The organism is Pseudomonas fluorescens, assembly GCF_004683905.1.
GTDB lineage: Bacteria > Pseudomonadota > Gammaproteobacteria > Pseudomonadales > Pseudomonadaceae > Aquipseudomonas > Aquipseudomonas putida_A.
In genome coordinates this window covers 294,639-317,695 of record NZ_CP038438.1, presented here as the reverse complement: position 1 = coordinate 317,695, position 23,057 = coordinate 294,639, and the positions used below count along the sequence as shown (strand labels likewise).

At 59.7% G+C, this 23,057-nt stretch carries 22 protein-coding genes; 15 read left to right on the top strand and 7 right to left on the bottom strand.

Translation table 11 applies throughout. The features are described from left to right. Positions 1 to 119: 119 nt before the first annotated feature. On the bottom strand, positions 120 to 2,054 hold the full coding sequence (locus tag E4T63_RS01400; RefSeq protein ID WP_135294749.1) for a RecQ family ATP-dependent DNA helicase: 1,935 nt from the start codon (positions 2,052 to 2,054) through the stop codon (positions 120 to 122). Positions 2,055 to 2,235: 181 nt separating this feature from the next. Beyond that, positions 2,236 to 2,739, bottom strand: coding sequence for a polysaccharide deacetylase (locus E4T63_RS01395; protein ID WP_135294748.1), 504 nt, complete (start codon positions 2,737 to 2,739; stop codon positions 2,236 to 2,238). A 302-nt stretch (positions 2,740 to 3,041) separates the two neighbouring features. On the opposite strand from E4T63_RS01395, the gene E4T63_RS01390 reads away from it, so the two are divergent. The 5 genes from E4T63_RS01390 (at position 3,042) to nadS (ending at position 5,910) form a co-directional block, all read left to right on the top strand. Then, positions 3,042 to 3,317: a hypothetical protein gene (locus tag E4T63_RS01390; RefSeq protein WP_098966695.1), complete on the top strand. Its 276-nt coding sequence runs from the start codon at positions 3,042 to 3,044 to the stop codon at positions 3,315 to 3,317. 92 nt (positions 3,318 to 3,409) lie between these two features. Beyond that, entirely contained in the window at positions 3,410 to 4,552 is a 1,143-nt protein-coding gene (locus E4T63_RS01385; protein ID WP_135294747.1) for a hypothetical protein, read from the top strand. Positions 4,553 to 4,894: 342 nt separating this feature from the next. Next, positions 4,895 to 5,194, top strand: a complete 300-nt coding sequence (locus E4T63_RS01380) for a hypothetical protein (protein ID WP_098966691.1) — start codon at positions 4,895 to 4,897, stop codon at positions 5,192 to 5,194. 111 nt (positions 5,195 to 5,305) lie between these two features. Next, complete coding sequence (locus E4T63_RS01375; RefSeq protein ID WP_011331970.1) at positions 5,306 to 5,620, top strand: type II toxin-antitoxin system RelE/ParE family toxin; 315 nt, start codon at positions 5,306 to 5,308, stop codon at positions 5,618 to 5,620. A 2-nt stretch (positions 5,621 to 5,622) separates the two neighbouring features. Continuing rightward, positions 5,623 to 5,910, top strand: coding sequence for a NadS family protein (nadS, locus tag E4T63_RS01370; RefSeq protein WP_098966690.1), 288 nt, complete (start codon positions 5,623 to 5,625; stop codon positions 5,908 to 5,910). Positions 5,911 to 5,975: 65 nt separating this feature from the next. On the opposite strand, the gene E4T63_RS01365 is transcribed toward nadS, so the two are convergent. Next, positions 5,976 to 7,517: a phosphoenolpyruvate carboxykinase gene (locus E4T63_RS01365; protein ID WP_027611209.1), complete on the bottom strand. Its 1,542-nt coding sequence runs from the start codon at positions 7,515 to 7,517 to the stop codon at positions 5,976 to 5,978. A gap of 181 nt (positions 7,518 to 7,698) precedes the next feature. Continuing rightward, entirely contained in the window at positions 7,699 to 8,601 is a 903-nt protein-coding gene (gene hslO / locus E4T63_RS01360; RefSeq protein ID WP_098966688.1) for an Hsp33 family molecular chaperone HslO, read from the bottom strand. A 105-nt stretch (positions 8,602 to 8,706) separates the two neighbouring features. Here hslO and E4T63_RS01355 point away from each other — a divergent pair, with 105 nt between their 5' ends. Then, on the top strand, positions 8,707 to 9,510 hold the full coding sequence (locus E4T63_RS01355; RefSeq protein WP_135294746.1) for a phosphatase PAP2 family protein: 804 nt from the start codon (positions 8,707 to 8,709) through the stop codon (positions 9,508 to 9,510). A gap of 166 nt (positions 9,511 to 9,676) precedes the next feature. On the opposite strand, the gene E4T63_RS01350 is transcribed toward E4T63_RS01355, so the two are convergent. Next, positions 9,677 to 10,084, bottom strand: a complete 408-nt coding sequence (locus tag E4T63_RS01350; RefSeq protein WP_098966686.1) for an RNA-binding S4 domain-containing protein — start codon at positions 10,082 to 10,084, stop codon at positions 9,677 to 9,679. A gap of 276 nt (positions 10,085 to 10,360) precedes the next feature. On the opposite strand from E4T63_RS01350, the gene E4T63_RS01345 reads away from it, so the two are divergent. Together E4T63_RS01345 and rimK are read left to right on the top strand one after the other, a co-directional pair. Beyond that, entirely contained in the window at positions 10,361 to 10,780 is a 420-nt protein-coding gene (locus E4T63_RS01345) for an ATP-dependent zinc protease family protein (protein ID WP_232324076.1), read from the top strand. Next, positions 10,777 to 11,682, top strand: coding sequence for a 30S ribosomal protein S6--L-glutamate ligase (gene rimK / locus E4T63_RS01340; RefSeq protein WP_007949201.1), 906 nt, complete (start codon positions 10,777 to 10,779; stop codon positions 11,680 to 11,682). The genes E4T63_RS01345 and rimK overlap by 4 nt, the downstream gene beginning before the upstream one ends. 131 nt (positions 11,683 to 11,813) lie before the next feature. Here rimK and E4T63_RS01335 read toward each other — a convergent pair whose 3' ends face one another. Then, positions 11,814 to 13,127: an ATP-binding protein gene (locus E4T63_RS01335; RefSeq protein ID WP_027611205.1), complete on the bottom strand. Its 1,314-nt coding sequence runs from the start codon at positions 13,125 to 13,127 to the stop codon at positions 11,814 to 11,816. Positions 13,128 to 13,241: 114 nt separating this feature from the next. Beyond that, positions 13,242 to 13,982, bottom strand: coding sequence for an osmolarity response regulator transcription factor OmpR (ompR, locus tag E4T63_RS01330; RefSeq protein WP_003220637.1), 741 nt, complete (start codon positions 13,980 to 13,982; stop codon positions 13,242 to 13,244). A 358-nt stretch (positions 13,983 to 14,340) separates the two neighbouring features. On the opposite strand from ompR, the gene E4T63_RS01325 reads away from it, so the two are divergent. The 7 genes from E4T63_RS01325 to tauD all read left to right on the top strand — a co-directional run bounded on the left by E4T63_RS01325 (position 14,341) and on the right by tauD (position 22,897). After that, positions 14,341 to 16,665, top strand: coding sequence for a Tex family protein (locus E4T63_RS01325; RefSeq protein ID WP_098966684.1), 2,325 nt, complete (start codon positions 14,341 to 14,343; stop codon positions 16,663 to 16,665). Next, positions 16,665 to 17,048 (top strand): PaaI family thioesterase, encoded by a 384-nt coding sequence (locus tag E4T63_RS01320; protein ID WP_135294745.1) that lies wholly within the window; start codon positions 16,665 to 16,667, stop codon positions 17,046 to 17,048. Before E4T63_RS01325 ends, E4T63_RS01320 begins: the two co-directional genes overlap by 1 nt. Before the next feature lie 318 nt (positions 17,049 to 17,366). Beyond that, on the top strand, positions 17,367 to 18,950 hold the full coding sequence (gene gshA / locus E4T63_RS01315) for a glutamate--cysteine ligase (protein ID WP_135294744.1): 1,584 nt from the start codon (positions 17,367 to 17,369) through the stop codon (positions 18,948 to 18,950). 330 nt (positions 18,951 to 19,280) lie between these two features. Further along, a complete protein-coding gene (tauA, locus tag E4T63_RS01310) occupies positions 19,281 to 20,258 on the top strand; it encodes a taurine ABC transporter substrate-binding protein (RefSeq protein WP_135294743.1) in 978 nt (325 codons plus the stop codon). 16 nt (positions 20,259 to 20,274) lie between these two features. Beyond that, on the top strand, positions 20,275 to 21,069 hold the full coding sequence (gene tauB, locus E4T63_RS01305) for a taurine ABC transporter ATP-binding subunit (RefSeq protein ID WP_027611202.1): 795 nt from the start codon (positions 20,275 to 20,277) through the stop codon (positions 21,067 to 21,069). Further along, complete coding sequence (gene tauC, locus E4T63_RS01300; protein WP_098966677.1) at positions 21,066 to 21,899, top strand: taurine ABC transporter permease TauC; 834 nt, start codon at positions 21,066 to 21,068, stop codon at positions 21,897 to 21,899. Before tauB ends, tauC begins: the two co-directional genes overlap by 4 nt. 155 nt (positions 21,900 to 22,054) lie before the next feature. Then, positions 22,055 to 22,897 (top strand): taurine dioxygenase, encoded by an 843-nt coding sequence (tauD, locus tag E4T63_RS01295; protein ID WP_135294742.1) that lies wholly within the window; start codon positions 22,055 to 22,057, stop codon positions 22,895 to 22,897. Positions 22,898 to 23,057 lie beyond the last annotated feature (160 nt).

The following is a 23,057-nucleotide window of genomic DNA, read 5'->3' as shown; positions in this document are numbered from 1 at the left end:
GCCATGGCGCCACAATCCCCTGTGGGAGCGGGCTTGCTCACGAAAACGGAGTGTCATGCATGGAAATTTCAACTGACATGACGCCTTCGCGAGCAAGCCCGCTCCCACAGGTTATGTATTCACTCGAGCAGATAATTGTCAGCCCAACTGCGGACTTCCGCGTACGGATACTGCTCCAGCGCCGCATACCCCGAGATCGTCCGCGCCTTCAACTTGGTAAACAGCGGCACGCTGATCCCGCACAGAAAACGCGTCAGGCGCTCCGCCGTCGGCACATGGCCGGTGTGCTGTTCGTGCCTGTGGATAAAATCACCGCACAACGCCGCAAAATTTTTATCCACAAGCGCTGGCAACTCGGGAGGTGCCGGAAGCCGCGCGACATCACCGTGGCACACCGAACAGTGCCCGCAGTGCTCGGGCGCATTGTGGTCGCCGAAGTACTCGGCCAGGCGATAACCCAGGCAGCGCTCAGTGGCGAACAGTTCGAGCATGGCGTGAATCCGCGCGACTTCAGTCTGTTCATGCCGGGTGAAGTACTCGTGCAACTCGGCGCTCAGCACAGCGCTGTCGAAATCGCTGTGCAGCACGTTGTAGACCTCGGTCATCTGCTTGCTCTCAAGCTCGACCCAACCCTTCTCCTGAAAATAATCCAGCGCCGTCACCACCCGATTGCGCTCAGCCGAATACTGCGTGTACATCGCCTCGAAATTCACCGTGGCCCAGGTACGTGCGCGGCTGGAGGTGTGAATGATGGCCGCGACAAACTCCCTGCGCTCTCCCTCGAAACGCTCAAGCAACGCTTCCGGCTCCAGCAGGTATTTGAAACGGTACTCGGCGTAATAGGCATAGCGCGGAGCAATCAGGCCGCGCAGCTCCATTTGCACCAACAACGTCTTCAGCGGCAGCGTGCGAATGTTGCTCTGATCCGCCAACGGCCCGAGCAGAAACTCCCACTGCCCTTCAGCTGCGGCAGCCTGCATTTCCTCCAGCACACAACGTATCCCCTCGCGCTCCGGGGTATCGCCGTAGACGAAATTTTCCAGCACGTTGAGGCTGTCGCGGTTGGCCAGCACCAGGCAATCCGACGGCTGTCCGTCCCGTCCGGCGCGACCGATTTCCTGACTGTAGTTCTCGATGGATTTCGGCAGGTCGAAATGCACCACGTTGCGGATATCGCTCTTGTCGATGCCCATGCCGAACGCAATGGTTGCGACTATGCAATTGGACTGCCCGGCCATGAAGCGCTTCTGGATCGCCTCGCGCTGATCGTTGGGCAACCCGGCGTGATAAGCCTCGGCCTGTATGCCGTTGCGCCCCAGATGTTCGGCGATGTGCTCGGCGGTTTTCTGCAGCGTGACGTAGACGATGCTCGGCTGGCTCGCGCGCTCGCTCATCCACTCCACCAGCCGCCGGCGCTTGTCCTGGCCACGCACCGGTTCCACCAGCAGATTGAGGTTTGGGCGATAGAAACCGGTGGTCACAACATCTTCGGCAGCGATGGCGAATTTGGCTTGCATGTCGGCGATGACTTTCGGCGTCGCCGTGGCCGTCAGCAGCAGGGTTTGCGGGATATTGAACTGACGCTGGTAGTCCGGCAGCTTCAGGTAGTCGGGGCGGAAGTTGTGACCCCACTCCGAGATGCAGTGCGCCTCGTCAATCACCAGCAGCGAGATCGGCACCTGCTGCAAAAAATTGCGAAAACGCTCGTTCTTCAGGCGCTCCACCGAGATCATCAGGATCTTCAATTCACCCGAACGGGCGCGGGCCATCACATCATTGGCGTCATCGCGGCTTTGTGCCGAATCGATGCTGCCGGCACTGATGCCGTGACGCTTGAGGAATGCCAATTGATCCTGCATCAACGCCAACAGTGGCGAGACCACCAGGGTCAGATGTGGCAGCAACAGTGCCGGTACTTGATAGCACAGCGACTTGCCAGACCCGGTGGGGAAAATCGCTGCCGCCGAGCGCCCGGCCAGTACCGCGCTGATCGCGGCTTCCTGCCCGGGTCGAAACTGTGGATAACCGAAAACCTGTTCCAGGGTGTTGTGCATGCGCTGTCACTCCGTTGACCGCTGTGATGCCAACAGCCTAGCGGGCGATCGCAGCGAGTCGAGAAAAGGCCGGGGTCAATTCAATACGGGATGATACAGCCAATAGCGCAGACAACTCGGTCCACTGCAGGAGCGAGCCTGCTCGCGAAGGGGCACAAAACAGCGATACAAACTTACCCGTTCAGGGCCGCAAAACCGCCACTCGCAGTTGCTCGTTCAACACCTGCTCATGCACGCCTTGGCTCTTGCTCGCCCACAACGCATGAGCCGGGCTGATGTCACCGGTGAAGGCCGCCGCCAATTGCCGCAGTTCCGCAACACTGCGCACGCGCGGGCAGAACGGCTGCCCGTCACAGTCAACGCTGGCGTTGCGATAGGTGCTCAGCAAACGATCCCACAGACCGTCACGCACCTGCCTGATCGACTTGAGCTGCACATGCGGCACACCCAGTCGCTGCTCCAGCCCTGCCTCGTCCAGCGCTTCACTGGCGAGCAAGGCCCTGCCGAACATCAACACCTCGGCGCGCGAGGCGGTATCGATGCCAGTCTGGCTGGAGAGCGCATCGGGCCAACCGGTGCGTTCGAGGTCGGCAAACATCCAGCCGTTGCCGGCATCAGACGCCATGGCCAAACGGCAACCACTGGCCCACAGCAATAAAATCGAGGCCATACGTAGCCACTGCATACTCAATTCCCTTTAAGCGCGTATCGGACGTTTGGAAACGTCCTACAGATTCTGGCGCGCACCATACATAGATCTGCCAAGAAACGCCTGTGAATCCTGTGGGAAATTTCTGCGCTAGGGGTTTCACCCCGAAAAAACCGCAAAACCTTGTAGGGCATATGCCCGGCCCTCGGAAAATCCCCTACGAACGGCGTCCATTGCGGCGCTCTTGTGAGTGCTCGCCACGCACTTCTATAGTGGCCGGCGCGACTGACCACTGAATCAGCCCCGCCCGAGTGCCTTTGTAAAGGACAAGCCTCACCATGATTACCCGCTATCGCCCTTTGAAGACTTGCTACAACGAAAACCCCGTATTGGTCATCGATACTCACTCCAGCCATCGCGATCTGCTTGATGCCGCTGACCAGCGACTGCGTGCCGCCAGCGATCTGCTGGAAACCCTTTACTGTTTATGTTTCAAACAGGCCGACGTGAAAGATATACCTAACATCGTCAATGCTCTTTATTTATTAGTGCAGGATGGCTGTGACTTGCTCGAAGTAGCAAAACATAAACCCCAACAACCAGACCGACACTGAAAACAACTAAAATCCAGAAACAACAGAATGCTTTAATAAACAGCCAAAAAAGACCTAAGTTGTTGACTCTTACTTTAACCGAGAGCAACACAATGACTGTTTTAACTATTTTTTTTTGCGGAACTGGTTCCAATAAATTCGACGTCACCCACGAAAACTTCTGGAACGGCGAACTGATTTCCACCTTGGCTGCCAATCATACGGGTTACGAGTTTGCCGAGTGGATCGTGGTCGATGGCCCCGGCAGCGGCAACATGCAGGCCGACGATCTATTTACCAAGACCAAGGAATACGGCATGAGCGGCACCTTGTTCGGCAAGGGCTGGGAAGAAAACGTGTTGCACGCGCTCAATATCATCAAGGGCAAATGCGACTGGCAACGCGAGCAACTGACTGAAGCCGAATACAATCGCCTGAAAGCTGCCGGCATTCCGATCGAAGATGTAAAAGTCGAGGGTTCCTGGTTCTGGCGCAAATATAATTACGGTAATCGCAGCATTACCCAGCAGCAATTACAGGAAGGAATCATCAAAACCCACCGCAAGGATGGTGTTATTCCGACTCAAGTCAATCTCGTCGGTTGGAGCCGGGGCGGCATCAGTTGCCATATGTTGGCCAATGCAATGTTCAAGGACAGTCTGCTGAAAAACATCCCGGTCAATATCTTCGCTCTTGATCCCGTGCCAGGCATTGGTAACTTTCAGGAAGAGCGCGTCAAACTCGCGGGCAATGTCAAAGAGTATGTAGCGTTCTATGCTCGTGACGAACGCTCCAAAGGTTTCAGCTGCGTCATCCCACAGACCGCTACCGGCACTAAAACCTACATCTATCCTATGGCTGGCCGCCACGCCACCATGGCCGGCAATGCCACCAGCAGCGGCGGCGTCCCGACCGGTGCCAGTGATCTGAAAGCGCTGTCCGAGCCCGGACGCATCGTGCGCCACCTCGCCGAAACCTGCCTCAAACGCTGGGGCGTGCAACTGCAAAAAACGTTGAATCTGACCCAGGTCGATCTGGAAAACCTCACCAACGGCATCGCACGCGACGAAGCCAAATACACACTGATGCACAAACATTCCTACACCTACTTCACCGAGCTGGACCAAGGCGAGCGCTACGTTTCGCTGGGCAGCAAAGGTGTACCGTTCACCAGCGTGAAGGGCGAGATCTACAAGCCGGCAACCGGCCTGGCAACCAGCTTGCTGGATATTTCGGCGTATCAGCATTTACGTTGAAAAACGAAGAAAGATCGGTAGGAACGCCCGATGAGATCTTCATCCCGTTCCTACACGCCAAGACTCTTTGTCGCCTATCGCGGCTTGAGATCACAAATCTATAGTCGTGACTGTCGCTGGCAAATCAGCGGCTCGGGCTTGGTCACCCGGTGGGACACATAAATGCGTCCGTTGTATGCTGCCGGCAATTCAAATGTCTGCACGCTTAATGGTGGCTGTGTTTGGGACGCCTTTGAGCGTGCCGGACTTGTGTGTTCCTTCGGTTGACCAACCCGAACACAGTTCGCCTCCCATCGCTTGGTCACGGTGGGATGAATCCTCACGACATTTGGAATACACACTATGAAAGCATGGACCCCGCTTCCCCTCGATCGCTACCGCTCACTCGAATCCAACCTCACCGACACCAAGCCCCTGATCATCGACACAACGGCCAACCCGCAAGACATCCTCGAATGCGCCGTCCAACGCCTGCGCGCCTCCAGCGACCTGCTGAAAACCCTCTACTGCCTCAGCTTCAAACAAGCCGACGTCGAAGACATCCCCCACATCACCCACGCCCTCTATCTGCTGACGCAGGATGGCTGTGACCTGCTGCAGGTCGCGCAGCAGCAGATGCTCGGCTGGAAAGCTCCAGTCTGAGGTTGAGTGATCAGATCGTTCCCATGTTCGACATGAGAACGATCACTTACCAGTCATCTACTCAAATCACTTCAGCATTGCTGAAAAGTAAGCCAATGGCGTACATTTACGATGATTTTTATTGAGACTCGGATCTTTACCCGTCGAGTAAAAGAGCTGCTGGATGATGACACGTACGCCGCTTTTCAGAAGCAACTGGTTGTAAGCCCTTCGATTGGCGATGTAATTGAAGGCACAGGCGGGATTCGCAAAACCCGAATTGCAGCGAAAGGACACGGCAAGCGAGGCGGAGCACGTGTTATTTACTACCACTTCGTTTCGGCGTCACAAATCGGGTTATTGATGATCTACCCTAAAAATGAACAACACGATCTGTCCAGCGATGAGCGTAAAGCACTCAAGGTCTTGATCGAAAAATGGAGATGACCATGAGCAAATTTTTTGATGAGCTGATGGAAAGTGTGCAAGAGATGGACGAGATCGTACGAGGCGAGCGCACACCTTCTCGCGAATTCCACGTTGATGCATTGCAGGTCAAAGAAATTCGTAAAGCTACCGGTTTGACCCAGACCAAATTTGCGGCACTGATCGACGTCCAACTCGGCACTCTACGAAATTGGGAACAGGGCCGTCGCGAGCCAACCGGGCCGGCAAAAGCTTTGCTCAAGGCCATTCATAACGACCCGGTTCATGTTTTGAATGCATTGGCTCATTGAGAAAATGAACACCCACAAAAAAGCCGCCCCTAAGAGGCGGCTTTTTTATTCACCAGAACTAAGCCTTACAACTTGGGACCCGCAGCCTTGATCGCGTCGCTCACTTCGAACTTCTTGAAGTTCTCGATGAACAGACCGGCCAGCGCCTTGGCAGCTTCGTCGTAGGCAGCCTTGTCAGCCCAGGTGTTGCGTGGGTTGAGCAGGTTGGTTTCAACGCCCGGTACGGCCAGTGGCACGTCGAGGTTGATGGTGTCCAGGTGCTCGGTGGCGGCACCGATCAGCGCGCCGCTCTGGATCGCTGCGATCACCGCACGGGTGGTCGGGATGTTGAAGCGTTTGCCGACGCCGTAGCCACCGCCGGTCCAGCCGGTGTTGACCAGGTAGACCTTGGAGCCGAAGCCACGGATGCGCTTGATCAGCAGTTCTGCGTATTCGCCAGCCGGGCGCGGGAAGAACGGTGCGCCGAAGCAGGTGGAGAAGGTCGACTTGATGCCGCTGCCCGAACCCATTTCAGTCGAGCCCACCAGCGCGGTGTAGCCGGACAGGAAGTGATAGGCCGCTTGTTCTTCATTGAGGATCGACACTGGCGGCAGCACGCCGGTCAGGTCGCAGGTCAGGAAGATCACCGCGTTTGGCTCGCCGCCCAGGTTCTTCTCGGAACGCTTGGCAACGTGCTCCAGCGGGTAGGCCGCGCGGCTGTTCTGGGTCAGGCTGACATCGGCGTAGTCGGCATGCTTGGCGTCGTCGATGACCACGTTTTCCAGGACTGCGCCGTGCTTGATGGCTTTCCAGATGACCGGCTCGTTCTTCTCGGACAGGTCGATGCACTTGGCATAGCAGCCGCCTTCGATGTTGAAGACAACGCCTTCGCCCCAGCCGTGTTCGTCGTCACCGATCAGGTAACGGCTCTCGTCGGCGGACAGGGTGGTTTTACCGGTGCCCGACAGACCGAAGAACAGGGTCACGTCGCCTTCTTCGCCGATGTTGGCAGCGCAGTGCATTGGCAGCACGTCAGCGGCCGGCAGCAGGAAGTTCTGCACGGAGAACATGGCTTTCTTCATTTCACCGGCGTAACGCATACCGGCGATCAGCACTTTCTTCTGCGCGAAGTTGATGATCACGCAACCGTCGGAGTTGGTGCCGTCACGCTCAGGCACGCACTCGAAGTTGGCCACGTTGAGCACTTGCCACTCGTCACGACCGGCCGGGTTGTACTGGGCCGGGTTGATGAACAGGCAACGACCGAACAGGTTCTGCCAGGCAGTCTGGGTGGTCATTTTCACGGCCAGGTAGTGATCTTCAGCCGCACCTACATGCACGTGGGAAACAAAGTGCTCTTGCGCGTTGTTGAACGCCTCGACACGAGCCCACAGCGCGTCGAACTTGTCGGCCGGGAACTTGCGGTTGATCGGGCCCCAGGCGATAGCGGCCTGGGTGGAAGGCTCTTCAACGATGAAACGATCGACTGGCGAACGGCCGGTGCGATGACCGGTGCGGACTACCAGAGCGCCGGTATCGGCAAGCTCGCCCTCACCGCGTTGCAGGGCTTCTTTAACCAGATCATCAACACTCAGATCGGTGTACACGGCGTTATTGGCTTGCGTCATGAGGTTCCCCGTCGGCCAGTGGCCGAGTGTGCTCCAAACGTTTTGTAGTAGAAAGTCGTGCACTACTACCGCGAAAAAAGTGGGCCGGATTATGCCAGAAAAGCCCAAAAAGAGTAGGGTCCTCCCGTCGTAACGGCGAAATTCCGTCGTTACGCAGTGAATTTACCTGCGCTGAACCGTTTTAGTGCCGGGTATCTGACGGCGTGTCGACGCCTGCGCCAGCGAACAATTGAGCAATATCGGCCGCATCGAACAGGTAACGCTGGTTGCAGAACTGGCAATCGATCTCGACTTCGCCGCCGCGTTCAGCCACCAGTGCCTGCGCATCTTCCAGACCCAGACTGACCAGCGCATTGCCCGAGCGTTCCCGCGAGCAGCTGCAACGGAAGCGCAGGTTCTGCACATCGAACAGGCGCACCTGCTCTTCGTGGTAGAGGCGATGCAGCACGGTTTCGTTGTCCAGGCTGAGCAATTCATCGGCGGTCAGGGTGCTGGCCAGGGCGGTGATGTGCTGCCAGCTTTCGGCGCGCTCTTCTTCGTCTTTCAGGCGGTCGGCCGGCAGTTGCTGCAGTAGCATTCCGCGAGCACGGCGGCCGTCGGCGAACAGCTTGAAGCGGGTGCCGACCTGTTGCGACATGACGAAATAATTGGTGAAGCACTCGGACAGGGTTTCACCATCGAGGTCGACGATACCCTGGTAACGCTGGCCGATCGTCGGGTCGACGGTCAGGGTCAGGTCACCGCCCGGCATCAGGTCGGCAAGCGTGGCATCCGCAGCGATCTGCTCGGCGTTGTATCGCGCCAGACCACGGATCTCGCGCTCGCTGGAGCATTCGATCATCAGCAGCGGAATCGGCCCTTCGGAGCGTGCCTGCAAAATCAGCAAGCCGTCGAACTTCAGGGTGCCCACCAGCAACGAAGCGGCCGCCATCAGTTCGCCCAGCAACTGCGCGACCGGCTCCGGGTACGGGTGCTTGGCGAGGACTTCGGCGTAGCTGCGTTCCAGCGCCACCAGTTCGCCGCGAGTGTCGCTGTCATCGAAGATGAAGCGTTGGGTGTAGTCGGTATCCGGTAGGTCGGTCATAGGTCTGGGTATCTGAATTGATGACAAAAAGGTTACAAAAGATGAAAATCCCGCGCTTTCTTCGCACCTGTTTGGTGCAAAACGTTCAGCCACGGGAGGCATTTTATGAACAATCCGGGTTTGTTCCAATCAAGGTGGAACCTCGGCCGGCTGGTTCTGTGCAACGTCGTGCCATTAGCGCTACTGGCTTTCTGGTTATGGCCTACGGGCCAGATGCTGTGTGTGATTTTCGACGAGTGGCTGTTCCGCTCACTCAATGCACCACTGGCCAGCAACCCCATATGGCTCCACATCTGGGCAATTGCAAGTCTGCGTCCGTTCGACATCGTCGTCGGTCTGATCCTGCTGACGCTGCTGATCAAGGGCGACTGGGTGTTCAAGGCGATTGATGTACGTCGCGCCTTCTTCGGTTTTTTCTCGATTCTGCTGCTGATGGTGGTGATTCGCGCGCTGTTTTCCAAATTCGCCGACTACATGGACTGGCAGCACAGCAGCCCATCGATGGTGCTGGAAGGCGCGGTGCACCTGAGTGACTACTTCCCGCATCTGGAAAAAGCCTGGGAGCTGAAGGATCGCTCGAGCCAGAGCTTCCCCGGTGACCACGCTTCGGTGTTGCTGATCTGGGCGCTGTTCATGGGGGTCTTCAGTCACTCAGTCGGCCAGTTCCTGACGATCTGGGGCCTGGCGTTACTGTTCATGCTGCCACGTCTGGTGGCCGGCGCGCATTGGGGCCAAGACGATTACATCGGCGGCATGCTGCTGGCGGTGTGGGCGTTGGGCTGGGGTTACTACACGCCGTTTGCCTATCACGCCGCCAACTTCTGGCTGAAGGTGACTGCGCCGATTTTCGCTTTGCTGGGCAAACTGCCGCTGGTTTCGCGGATGAGTGTGGTGTCTGCCGCGAACTGACAGTTTGCACACACCTGTGGTGAGGGAGCTTGCTCCCGCTTGGCTGCGTAGCAGTCACTGAACCAGTCGACTCGGTTGTACTTTGAAATACATGATCGACTGGATTGGGAGTCCTTCGGCCTCCAGCGGGAGCAAGCTTCCTCGCCACAATGGTGCGCCGTGCCGGTCAATCGCTATTACTGTTCCCACGAAATTTAAACAGATCCCGCCGCTGCTTCTTGCTCGGTTTGCCGTCGGTACTCACACCTAACGCCCCGGCCTTGCGCATCGCCGCTGCCGCTTCACGTTTGGCAATACTCGCCTCGGTCTCGGTATACAGCGTCTGCGCTTCGGGCGCGCCGCGACGCACGATCGACAAGGCTTCGACCCTCACTGTGCGCTCTTCAAAACCGGTACGAATCTCGAACTCATCGCCAATGCGTGGCTCTTTGCCAGGCTTGCAGCGGTCGCCTCGGCAATGCACCTTGCCACTCTCGATGGCCGCTTTGGCCAGAGCCCGGGTCTTATAAAAACGTGCAGCCCACAACCACTTGTCGAGACGGACCTTGTCGTCCTCTTCGCTTTTTTGTGCCATGGAATTTCCTCATTCTGAAATATTGATGAACTGTACTACCGTTTCTGTCGTGCCATGAATGACCCCGTCCCGGATTACAATGCACACCTGCCGACACCTGCTTGAGGGGTCGGCGATCCGGGCCGTAGATATCTGTCGCCTTTTAACCCTTATTCTGCGTGAATACCGCGAATTCGGCCGCACGCGGCCCGAGCGGTTTCTGCCGGTTGAGCACCTTTGAAGACATTTGACCATTTGACCGTTGTCGGTCTGCGCGAGTGGGTGGCGCTCCCTGATCTGGGAGTCGCCGGCCTGCGGGCGAAAATCGACACCGGTGCCAGCACCTCCAGCCTGCATGCCACCGACATCGAGCCGTTCGAACGCGACGGCGAGAAGTGGGTGCGTTTCACCGCGCACCTGGGCACGGTGGTGCAGTTACGTCACCGGCGCTGCGAAGCGCCGCTGGTGACGCGCAAAACCATTAAAAGCTCCAACGGCCAGGCGCAGGTGCGCTATGTGATCAGCACCACCCTGGCCCTCGGTGATCGGGTCTGGGCAGTCGAGTTCACCCTCGCCTGCCGCAAGTCCATGCGCTATCGCCTGTTGCTCGGTTCCAAAGCCCTGATCGATGGCCAACTGGTGGTCAATCCGGGCATCAAATATGTACAAGACAAGCCGGTGTTCCCGGTATCTACCTCCTCCACAGGTGTTGCATGAAGATCGCTGTGCTGTCGCGGAATCCGCGTCTGTATTCCACCCGTCGTCTGGTCGAGGCCGGCACCGAGCGCGGGCACGAAATGGTAGTGATCGACACCTTGCGCGCCTACATGAACATCGCCAGCCACAAGCCGCAGATCCACTATCGCGGCAAGCCGCTGGAAGGGTTCGATGCGGTAATCCCGCGGATCGGTGCGTCGGTGACGTTCTACGGTTGCGCCGTGTTGCGCCAGTTCGAAATGATGGGGGTGTTTCCGCTCAACGAATCGGTGGCCATCGCCCGCTCGCGGGACAAATTGCGTTCGCTGCAACTGCTGTCGCGTCGTGGCATCGGCCTGCCGGTCACCGGTTTCGCCCACTCGCCGGATGACATTCCCGACCTGATCGACATGGTCAACGGCGCGCCGCTGGTAATCAAGGTGCTGGAAGGCACCCAGGGCATCGGCGTGGTGCTGTGCGAAACCGCTACGGCTGCCGAATCGGTGATCGAGGCGTTCATGGGCCTGAAGCAGAACATCATGGTCCAGGAATACATCAAGGAAGCCGGCGGTGCCGACATCCGCTGCTTCGTGGTCGGCGACAAGGTGATCGCAGCGATGAAGCGTCAGGCCAAGCCTGGGGAATTCCGCTCCAACCTGCACCGAGGCGGCAGCGCCAGCCTGATCAAGATCACCCCGGAAGAACGCATGACCGCGTTGCGCGCGGCCAAGGTCATGGGGCTGGCCGTGGCGGGTGTGGATATCCTGCGCTCGAACCACGGGCCGCTGGTGATGGAGGTGAACTCGTCGCCGGGCCTGGAAGGGATCGAGACCACCACCGGCAAGAACGTGGCGGGGATCATCATCGAACACCTTGAGAAGAATGGCGGGCCGAACATGACCCGGACCAAAGGCAAAGGTTGATCCGTTGGAAATATGGCGGCTGACAGGCCGCCTTCGCGAGCAAGCCCGCTCCCACATTTTGGAATGCGTTCCCCCTGTGGGAGCGGGCTTGCTCGCGAAGGGGCCATCAGCCCCGCTGAATATCCCGATCGTCAGACCGCATCGCGCGGCAACATCAACCCCAATGGCAACCGCACTCGCGCTTCCAGTCCGCCCCCGGAGCGGTTGCGCAACTCGACATTGCCGCCATGCATCGAAGCAATCCGCTTCACGATCGCCAACCCCAGCCCGGTACCTTTCCCGCCCCGGGCACGGTCGCCACGGGTGAACGGGTTGAAGATCGCCTCAAGCTCCGACGGATCGATCCCCGCCCCCCGGTCCATCACGCTCAACACCACGTACGGCGCGCTGGTGTCACCGGACACATAAGCCGCGACCTCGACGCCACTGCCGGCATGGTTCAGGGCGTTGCCGATCAGGTTGTTCAGCAGGCGTTTCATCGACACTCGACGCAACGGAAACGGCTGGATCGGTTCCAGACGCAGACGCACTTTCTCTTCGCTCTGGTTGTACGGCGCGGCCACCTCACGCACCAGATCGCTCAAGTCCACTTCCTCCACCGACTCGTCACGACCGTCGCGAATGAACGCGAGGAACTGATCGAGAATCGCGTCCATGTCTTCGATGTCGCGCACCATGTCATCGGTCAGATCGTTGCGATCACCCATCAGCTCCAGCGACAGACGCAAGCGGGTCAGCGGCGTGCGCAAATCATGGGAGACCCCGGCCAGCATCAGCTCACGCTCACGACCGGCCTGTTCGACGTCTTCGGCCATCTGGTTGAAGGCGCGATACACCTCGGTCATCTCGCTGGGCGTATCGCTGATCGGCAGGCGCACGCTGCGACCCTGACCGAGTTGCCGCGCGGCATATACCAGACGCTTCAAAGGCTGGTTGAGCTGGCTGACGAAAATCCACGCCGAGGCGGTGGACAGCAAGCCGATGGCGAGGAACCAGCCGAGTACGTTCCAGATTTTCTGCCCGCGCAGCGGATGCGGGTACAGCGGCACTTTCAGCCAACCGTCGCCGAGGCTTGGCGCACGCACCCACAGCGCCGGCGGCGAGTGCATGCGCAAACGCACTTCGGTGTCGGCGCCCAGCTCCGCCTGCATCTGCCGCTGATAGATTTCACTGTAAGGCCAGTGTTGTTCGCCCTCCGGTACACCGGCGCCGACTACCCGGATCAGGGTTGCGGCATCGGCAATCTTTGCGCGATTTTCTTCATCGGCCGCCCAATAGGCGCGCAGCGTCAGGGCGACGCCGTGGCTGTATTGGCGATCCACCAGGACGTCCTCGTTCATCAACAGATAAACCAGGGTCAGCGCCTTGGAAAACAGCACGACGATGAGCACCAGCCACAGGGTGCGGGAGAAAAAACTTTGGGGGAACCAGACGGGGGTTTTCATCGATAACCGTTACACACTTGCAGGAGCGAGCCATGCTCGCATATTGCGGATTGCGAGTCTGCGCAGAGGGTCGATCAACCCGATCTGCGCAGACCCGCTCCTACAAATCGCCGATCACTTGGTGGCGGCGCCGTCCGGTACGAACACGTAGCCCACACCCCAGACAGTCTGGATATAGCGTGGTTTCGACGGATCCGGCTCGATCATCCGGCGCAGACGGGAAATCTGCACGTCGATGGAACGCTCCAGGGCATCCCACTCGCGGCCACGGGCCAGGTTCATCAATTTGTCGCGGGTCAGCGGCTGACGTGCGTTCATCACCAGTGCCTTGAGTACCGCAAACTCACCGGTGGTGAGCATGTGCACTTCTTCGCCACGTTTCAGCTCACGGGTCGCCAGCGACAGCACGTAATCACCGAAGGTGACATTTTCGTCTTCGCTGCCCGGCGCGCCCGGCACCGGTGCGGCCTGACGACGCAGAACCGCTTTGACCCGAGCCATCAGCTCGTCCGGGTTGAACGGCTTGGCCAGATAGTCATCGGCGCCCAGTTCCAGGCCCTTGATGCGGCTCATCTCATCGCCTTTGGCGGTGAGCATGATGATCGGAATCTGATTGTTCGCCGCCCGCAGGCGACGGCAGGCGGTCAGGCCGTCTTCGCCCGGCAGCATCAGGTCGAGGACGACCAGATTGAACACTTCACGCGACAGCAGACGATCCATTTGCTCGGTGTTCGGTACGGCACGGGCACGGTAGCCCTTGCTGACGAAGAAACGTTCCAGCAGGCTGCTCAGCCCCGGATCGTCGTCAACAATAAGAATTTTTTCGCCTTCAGCATTGTTTGCAGTGCTGCTCATTGGATGCTCCTTTTAGCTCGGCGCGCATTATGGCGTAGCTGCCGTTATACGCACCGTGTGCATTGTTAGCAGATTTTTCCTTCACTGCCAGAAAACCGGGGTTTATGCCTACAGACTGCTACACCCCCGAATGACAGAACGCTGGTTATAATGCGCGGCGTTTTGTGCCAGGCAACGTCTGAATCGTTACCGCAGGTGGCCGGGCTTTTTTCCCGGTGGCCGCAGTAATTGTTCGATTTCACGGGTCAATGGGCTGCCTCTTGACCCAGGCAGCGGCAATTTTCTAGCCGCTCAACCAGACTCCGGGCCTTTATTTCCGTGCCTGCGAGCCTGCTTTCACAATATGTCAGGTGGTTTTATGGACAGCATCAACAGCCGCATCGCCGAGGAACTCGGCGTACGCCCGCAACAGGTCGAAGCGGCCGTCGCGCTACTCGATGAAGGCTCTACCGTTCCCTTCATCGCCCGTTACCGGAAAGAAGTCACCGGCAGCCTCGATGACACCCAGTTGCGTCATCTGGAAGAGCGTCTGCGCTACCTGCGAGAACTCGACGAACGGCGCATCAGCATCCTCGCCAGCATCCAGGAGCAGGGCAAACTCACCCCGGCCCTTGAGCGCGACATCAAGCTCGCCGACACCAAGACCCGCCTCGAAGACTTGTACCTGCCGTACAAGCAGAAGCGCCGCACCAAGGGCCAGATTGCCCTGGAAGCCGGCCTCGGCGAGTTGGCCGATGGCCTGTTCAACGACCCGAGCCTGACGCCAGAAACCGAAGCCGCACGCTTCGTCGACGCCGAGAAAGGCGTAGCCGACGTGAAAGCTGCGCTGGAAGGCGCCAAGTACATCCTGATGGAGCGTTTCGCCGAAGACGCCAGCCTGCTGGAAAAGCTGCGCAACTTCCTCAAGCAGGAAGCGACCATCAGCGCCCGCGTGATCGCCGGCAAGGAAGAAGAAGGCGCGAAGTTCCGCGACTACTTCGAACACGACGAACCGCTGAAAAGCATGCCGTCGCACCGCGCACTCGCGATTTTCCGTGGCCGCAACGAAGGCATCCTCAGCTCCGCGCTGAAGGTCGGCGACGAACTGCCGGGCACCATGCACCCGTGCGAAGGCATGATCGGCCAGCAATTCGGCATCCAGAATCAGAACCGCCCGGCCGACAAATGGCTCGGTGAAGTGGTGCGCTGGACCTGGAAGGTCAAGCTCTACACCCACCTCGAAACCGACCTGCTCGGCGAGCTGCGCGACGGTGCCGAAACCGAGGCGATCAACGTCTTCGCCCACAACCTGCACGACCTGCTGCTGGCCGCGCCGGCCGGCCCGCGCGCCACCCTGGGCCTCGACCCGGGCCTGCGTACCGGCTGCAAAGTCGCGGTAGTCGACTCCACCGGCAAGCTGCTCGATCACGCCACGGTTTACCCGCACGTGCCGCACAACAAGTGGGACCAGACCATCGCCATTCTGGCCGCTCTGTGCGCCAAGCACTCGGTTGACCTGATCGCCATCGGCAACGGCACCGCCAGCCGCGAAACCGACAAACTGGCAATCGAGCTGATCAAAAAGTATCCAGCGATGAAGATGACCAAGGTCATGGTCTCCGAGGCCGGCGCCTCGGTGTACTCGGCGTCGGAACTGGCGGCCAAGGAATTCCCGGACCTGGACGTGTCGATCCGAGGCGCGGTGTCGATTGCTCGCCGCTTGCAGGATCCACTGGCCGAACTGGTGAAGATCGATCCGAAATCCATCGGTGTCGGCCAGTACCAGCACGACGTGTCGCAGCTGAAACTGGCGCGTGGTCTGGATGCGGTGGTCGAGGACTGTGTGAACGCCGTCGGCGTCGATGTGAACACCGCTTCGGTGGCGCTGCTGGCGCGGATCTCCGGCCTCAACGCGACTTTGGCGCAGAACATCGTCGCTCACCGCGACGAACACGGTGCGTTCAAGACCCGCGCAGCGCTGAAGAAAGTCGCGCGTCTGGGCGAGAAAACCTTCGAGCAGGCCGCAGGCTTCCTGCGCGTGATGAATGGCGACAACCCGCTGGATTCTTCCGCTGTTCACCCTGAAGCCTATCCGCTGGTACAGCGCATCGCCGCTGAAACCGACCGCGACATTCGCTCGCTGATCGGCGACGCCGCGTTCCTCAAGCGTCTGGACCCGAAGAAGTTCACCGACGAGACCTTCGGTCTGCCCACCGTCACCGACATTCTGCAAGAACTGGAAAAACCGGGTCGCGACCCGCGTCCGGAGTTCAAGACCGCCGAGTTCCAGGAAGGCGTCGAAGACCTGAAAGACCTGCAACTGGGGATGATCCTCGAAGGCGTCGTCACCAACGTGACCGCGTTCGGCGCGTTCGTCGACATCGGCGTGCATCAGGACGGCCTGGTGCACATCTCGGCGTTGTCGGAGAAGTTCATCAAGGACCCACGCGAAGCGGTGAAGGCCGGTGACGTGGTGAAAGTGAAGGTCATGGAAGTCGACATCCCGCGCAAACGCGTCGGCCTGTCGATGCGCATGAGCGACACCCCGGGCGAGAAAATCGACGGTGCCCGTGGTTCGCGTCCGGGCTCGGCACCGCGCCAGTCGTCGAACAACGCGCCACGCAAGGAAACGGCCACAGCCGCACCGGTGAACAACGCCATGGCTTCGCTGTTCGCCAACGCCAAGCAGTTGAAGAAACGCTGATGGAGATTCCGGCCGGGCTCGTCGAGAGCGCGTTTTTCAAGCTGTTGGGCTGCCGCCTGCACAGCCTGGAAACCGGGGTGGCGCAAGTCGCCCTGGTGCTGGAACCGCAACTGCGCAATCGCGGCGGCAAATTGCACGGTGGCGCGCTGTTCAGTCTGGTCGATATCGCCATGGGGCTGGCCTGTTCCAGCACCCACGGCTTCGATCAGCAGAGCGCGACCATCGAGTGCAAGATCAACTACATCCGCGCCGTAGCCGACGGCGAGGTGCTGTGCACGGCGCGGGTGATCCACCCGGGCCGCCGCACGCTGGTGGTCGAGGCCGACGTGATGCAGGGCGACAAACTGGTCGCAAAAGCGCAAGGCACGTTCGCTGTCCTGTAGATGTTGTTCATCATTTTGAGTTAATTTCGGCGCTGTGATCGCAGCGTCGAGCTTTTCTGTGGGAGCGGGCTTGCTCGCGAAGGGGGCGTGTCAGTGTGCATGGCTGTGACTGATACACCGCATTCGTGAGCAAACCCGCTCCCACAGGGACCGCATAATCTTCGCGTGCATCTGCCAGATTCAGGGATTGAAGTCGGCGGTTCGAAAGGGGCTTCGTGAGCCCAAAAAACCAGGCGAAAACGCCAGTTTCAACTTCACCCTTGTAGACCGTCCTGCCCACCCCCATATTGGGGCGACTGACGCGTGAAGGAATCCAAATTGAGCGAACTTCTCAACCGCCGCCTGGCTCTGCTCGGCGAGCGCGCCAACCTCTCTCTGCTCGAACAGTGCCTCCACGGTATCGAACGTGAATGCCTGCGCGTGACCAGTGAAGGTCGTCTGGCGCAAACGCCGCACCCGGAAGCCTTGGGTTCCGCGCTGACCAATGAACAGATCACCACCGACTACTCCGAGTCGCTGCTGGAATTCATCACCCCTGCCCTGCCCGATCCGGCCGATACGCTGGCGAGCCTGGACAAGATTCATCGCTTTGCCTACAGCAAGCTCGGCAACGAGTACCTGTGGAGTCCATCGATGCCGTGCCCGTTGCCGGCCGAGGAAGACATCCCGATCGCCTATTACGGCACCTCCAACATCGGTCAGCTCAAGTATGTCTACCGCAAGGGCCTGGCCCTGCGGTACGGCAAGACCATGCAGTGCATCGCCGGGATTCACTACAACTTTTCCCTGCCGGAAAAGCTCTGGCCGTTGCTGCGCGAGGCCGAGGGCTTCGTCGGCACCGACCGCGACTTCCAGTCATCGTCGTACATCGCGCTGATCCGCAACTTCCGCCGCTACAGCTGGCTGCTGATGTACCTGTTCGGGGCTTCGCCGGCGCTGGATGCCGGTTTCCTCCGTGGGCGCTCGCATCAACTGGAACAGCTCGATCCGGATACTTTGTATCTGCCGTACGCCACCAGCCTGCGCATGAGCGACCTTGGTTACCAAAGCAACGCCCAGGCCGGCCTGACGCCTTGCTACAACGATCTGGCGAGCTACACCGACAGCCTGCGCAAGGCCGTGGCCACGCCGTACGCGCCGTACGTTGAGGTCGGCACGCACAAGGATGGCGAGTGGGTACAGCTCAACACCAACATCCTGCAGATCGAAAACGAGTACTACTCCAACATCCGTCCGAAACGCGTGACCTACACCGGCGAACGGCCGATCCAGGCCCTGATGGCCCGTGGCATTCAGTACGTCGAAGTGCGCTGCCTGGATATCAACCCGTTCCTGCCGATGGGCATCGACGTCACCGAATCGCGCTTCCTCGACGCGTTCCTGCTGTACTGCGCGCTGAACGACAGTCCGCTGCTGACCAACACTTCGTGCGGCAATGCCACTTCGAACTTCCTCAGCGTGGTCAAGGAAGGTCGCCGTCCGGGCCTGCAATTGCAGCGTGACGGCGAAGCGGTCGAGCTGAAGGTTTGGGCAGCCGAGCTGCTGGAAAAAATCGCTCCCCTTGCGGCCCTGCTCGATCAGAGCCATGGCGGCGACGCACACAGCAAGGCGCTGGACGCGCAACTGGCCAAGGTCAAGGATTCGTCCCTGACCCCGTCGGCCCAAGTGCTGGCGGCCATGGCCGAGCACAAGGAAAGCTTCGCGCAATTCTCCCTGCGCCAGAGCCAGGCGCATGCCGAGTTCTTCCGCAGCGAGCCGTTGGCTGCTGATGAACAGGCGAAGTTTGAAGAGCTGGCGCGCTCGTCGCTGGCGCAACAGGCGGAGCTGGAACAGAACGAGGTTGGCGATTTCGATGTGTTTGTCGGGTCGTATCAGGCGAGCATTCTGGCGATCAGTAATTAAAAGCCCCTCACCCTAACCCTCTCCCGGAGGGAGAGGGGACTGATTCAGGTGCTCTTGAGATTGACGCCGACCTGAAATATCCAGCCGAACTCAGGCCTTGAAAAGCATAAAGATCGGCTCCCTTTCCCCCTCGCCCCCTTGGGGGAGAGGGTTGGGGTGAGGGGGTAAAGACCTAACGTCTGACACAAGATCCGAAGTATCCACAATCCCTCACGCCTTAGATTTTTCCGCTCATAAGCTAAGTCTAAAAAGTTATTTATTTTTAGATTCTTAGATCATTTAGTCTCCTTTCACGCCGATCGTCGGTCGCCTGATTTGGAGCACTCCCCCATGAAACTGAATTTCCCGCTTCGCCTGCTGGCCGTGGCCTCGTTGGCTGCTGCGAGCTTTCTGGCGCAGGCCGCCGACCTTACCGTCGCCTACCAGACCACCGTCGACCCGGCGAAAGTCGCCCAGGCCGATGGCGCCTACGAAAAAGCCACCAAGGCCGACATCAGCTGGCGCAAGTTCGATAACGGCGCCGACATCATCGCTGCCATCGCTTCCGGTGACGTGCAGATTGGCTACCTCGGTTCCAGCCCGTTGACCGCCGCCATCACCCGCAAGGTTCCGGTGGAAACCTTCCTCATCGCCACCCAGATCGGTGCCGCCGAAGCGCTGGTCGCGCGCGACGGTTCCGGAATCAAGACCCCGCAGGATCTGGTCGGCAAGAAAATCGCCGTGCCGTTCGTGTCCACCGGTCACTACAGCCTGCTCGCGGCGCTGAAACACTGGAACATTGATCCGTCGAAAGTCACCGTGCTCAACCTCGCGCCGCCAGCGATCATCGCCGCATGGAAGCGCGGTGATATCGACGCCACTTACGTGTGGGATCCGGCCCTCGGTGTGGCCAAGGAAAACGGCAAAGTGTTGATCACTTCCGGTGAACTGGCCAAGTTCGGCGCGCCGACCTTCGATGCGTGGATCGTGCGCAAAGACTTCGCCGAGAAACACCCGGAAATCGTCACCGCGTTCGCCAAGGTCACCCTCGACGCTTACGCCGATTACCGCAAGGATCCACAAGCCTGGCTCGCCGATCAGTCCCACGTCGACAAGCTGGTGAAGCTCTCCGGCGCCAAGGCCAGCGACATTCCATTGCTGCTGCAAGGCAACGTCTACCCGCTGGCGGCTGATCAGGTGATCACACTCGGCGCGCCGACCACCAAAGCCATTACCGACACCGCCGTGTTCCTCAAGGAGCAAGGCAAGGTCGAAGCCGTACTGCCGGACTACGCGCCGTACGTCAGCGCCAAATACATCACCAATTGATCGGGAGTGGACTGCGATGGCCTTGCTACAGCTGGAGCGCATCAGCGCACAGTATCCCGGCAGCCCGGAACCGGTGCTGGCGGACATTTCCCTGACCCTCGGGCCTCAGCAATTGCTGGTCGCCCTCGGCCCGTCCGGCAGTGGCAAGACTTCGCTGTTGAACCTGATTGCCGGCTTCGTCGAACCCAGCGCCGGGCGCATCACCCTCGACGGCGTGCCGGTCAAAGGCCCGAGCGCCGAACGTGGCGTGGTGTTCCAGGATGATGCGCTGCTGCCGTGGCAGGACGTGCTGGCCAACGTCGCGTTCGGTCTGGAACTGGCCGGTGTCGCCAAGGACAAACGCGAAAAGATCGCCCGGGAAATGCTCGCGCTGGTCGACCTTTCCGGTTTCGAAAATCGCCGCATCTGGCAACTTTCCGGGGGCCAGAAACAGCGCGTCGGCCTGGCCCGCGCCCTCGCCGCCGACCCGCGCGTGCTGCTGATGGACGAACCTTTCGGCGCCCTCGACGCATTCACCCGCGAGCAGATGCAGGAGCTGTTGCTGCAAGTCTGGCAGCGCACTGCCAAACCGGTGTTCCTGATTACCCACGACATCGAAGAAGCGGTATTCCTCGCCACTGACCTGATTCTGCTGGCGCCGAATCCGGGGCAGATCGTCGAGCGTCTGCAGCTGGATTTCGGTCAGCGCTACGCCGCCGGTGAGTCGGCACGGGCGATCAAATCCGACCCGCGTTTTATCGAAACCCGCGAGCACGTGCTGAGCAAAGTGTTCTCGCAACGCAGCGCCGTTCAACGGCAGGAGCGCGCATGAGCAGTTACGACGTTTCCGCCCCGGCAGTGAAAACCCCATCGGTGGCGATACCGCAGCGCCGCAACCTCAGTACGCGGTGGATCAGCCTGCTGACCCTGTTCGCCTTGCTGGTGATCTGGTGGGCCGTGACTGCCACCGGTTTGATCGAACCGCTGTTCCTGCCGCCACCGTCCGCCGTGCTGCAAAAAGGCTGGTTGCTGGCGACCACCGGTTACATGGATTCAACTCTGTGGCAGCACCTGGGCGCGAGCCTGAGCCGCATCGGTCTGGGCCTCGGTTTCGCGATTTTGACCGCGGTGCCGGTGGGCATCGCCATCGGCGCCAACCGTATTGCCCGTGGTGTGCTTGATCCGTTGATCGAGTTCTACCGGCCGATTCCGCCATTGGCTTATCTGCCGCTGATCGTGATCTGGTGTGGCATCGGCGAGTTGTCGAAAGTGCTGCTGATCTACTTGGCGATTTTCGCGCCGATCGCCATCGCTACCGCGACCGGCGTGCGCACCGTTGACCCGGCGAAATTGCGTGCCGCGCAGTCGCTCGGTGCCACTCGCGCACAACTGATCCGCCATGTGATTTTGCCGAGCGCCCTGCCGGACATTCTCACCGGTGTGCGCATTGGTCTGGGCGTTGGCTGGTCGACCCTGGTCGCCGCCGAACTGATCGCCGCCACCAGCGGTTTGGGGTTCATGGTGCAGTCGGCTGCGCAATTTCTGGTCACCGATGTGGTAGTGCTGGGGATTCTGGTGATCGCCCTGATCGCCTTCGCCATGGAAATGGGCCTGCGCGCCCTGCAGCGCAAACTGGTGCCGTGGCACGGCCAGGCGCATTGAATACTTGCCATCCAAAACCTGTGGGAGCGGGCTTGCTCGCGAATGCGGTGTATCAGTCACAGAAATGTCTTCTGACACACCGCATTCGTCGGAACGCCGCCCGGAGCAAGCCCGCTCCCACCAAAAGCTCAAAACCCGAATTCCAGAGACCCACCATGAGCAGCCTGACCATCACCCCATTAAGCTCGGCCCTCGGCGCGCAGATCAGCGGCGTCGACGTCAGCCAGCCGTTGAACCTGGAACAGCGCGACGCCATCGAGCAGGCGTTGCTCAAGTATCAGGTGCTGTTCTTCCGCAACCAGCCGATCGAGCCTTCGCAACAGGCACGTTTCGCCGCGTACTTCGGCGACCTGCACATCCATCCGATTTACCCGAACGTGCCGGAGCAGCCCGAAGTGCTGATCCTCGACACCGCCGTCACCGACGTGCGCGACAACGCGATCTGGCACACCGACGTGACCTTCCTGCCAACGCCGGCGATGGGCGCAGTGCTCAGCGCCAAACTGCTGCCAGAGTTCGGCGGCGATACATTGTGGGCCAGCGGGATTGCCGCGTATGAAGCACTGTCGGCACCGATGAAAACCTTGCTCGAAGGGTTGACTGCAACTCACGATTTCACTCGCTCGTTTCCGCTGGAACGCTACGGCAACACGCCGGAAGCGCTGGCACAGTGGGAAGAGGCACGACGCAAGAACCCACCGTTGTCACACCCGGTGATCCGCACTCACCCAGTGAGCGGACGCCGTTCGTTGTTCGTCAACGAAGGCTTCACCTCGAAGATCAACGAGCTGTCGGACACCGAGAGCGAGGCGATTCTGAAGTTCCTGTTCGCCCACGCGACCCGGCCGGAGTTCACCATTCGCTGGCGCTGGCAGCAGGACGACATTGCGTTTTGGGACAACCGCGTGACCCAACATTACGCGGTGGATGATTACCGTCCGGCACGACGGGTGATGCAGCGGGCTACGGTGTTGGGGGATGTGCCGTTTTTTCGCTGAGCGTTGAAGCCCAGAGCAGAATCAAAAGCCCCTCACCCTAACCCTCTCCCGGAGGGAGAGGGGACTGATTGGGGGATGCATCAGAATTACGCCAACCTGATCAATCTGTGCTGAATCCATAATCGACCCGGTTTCTCATGTCGATTTACGACGCAAGACA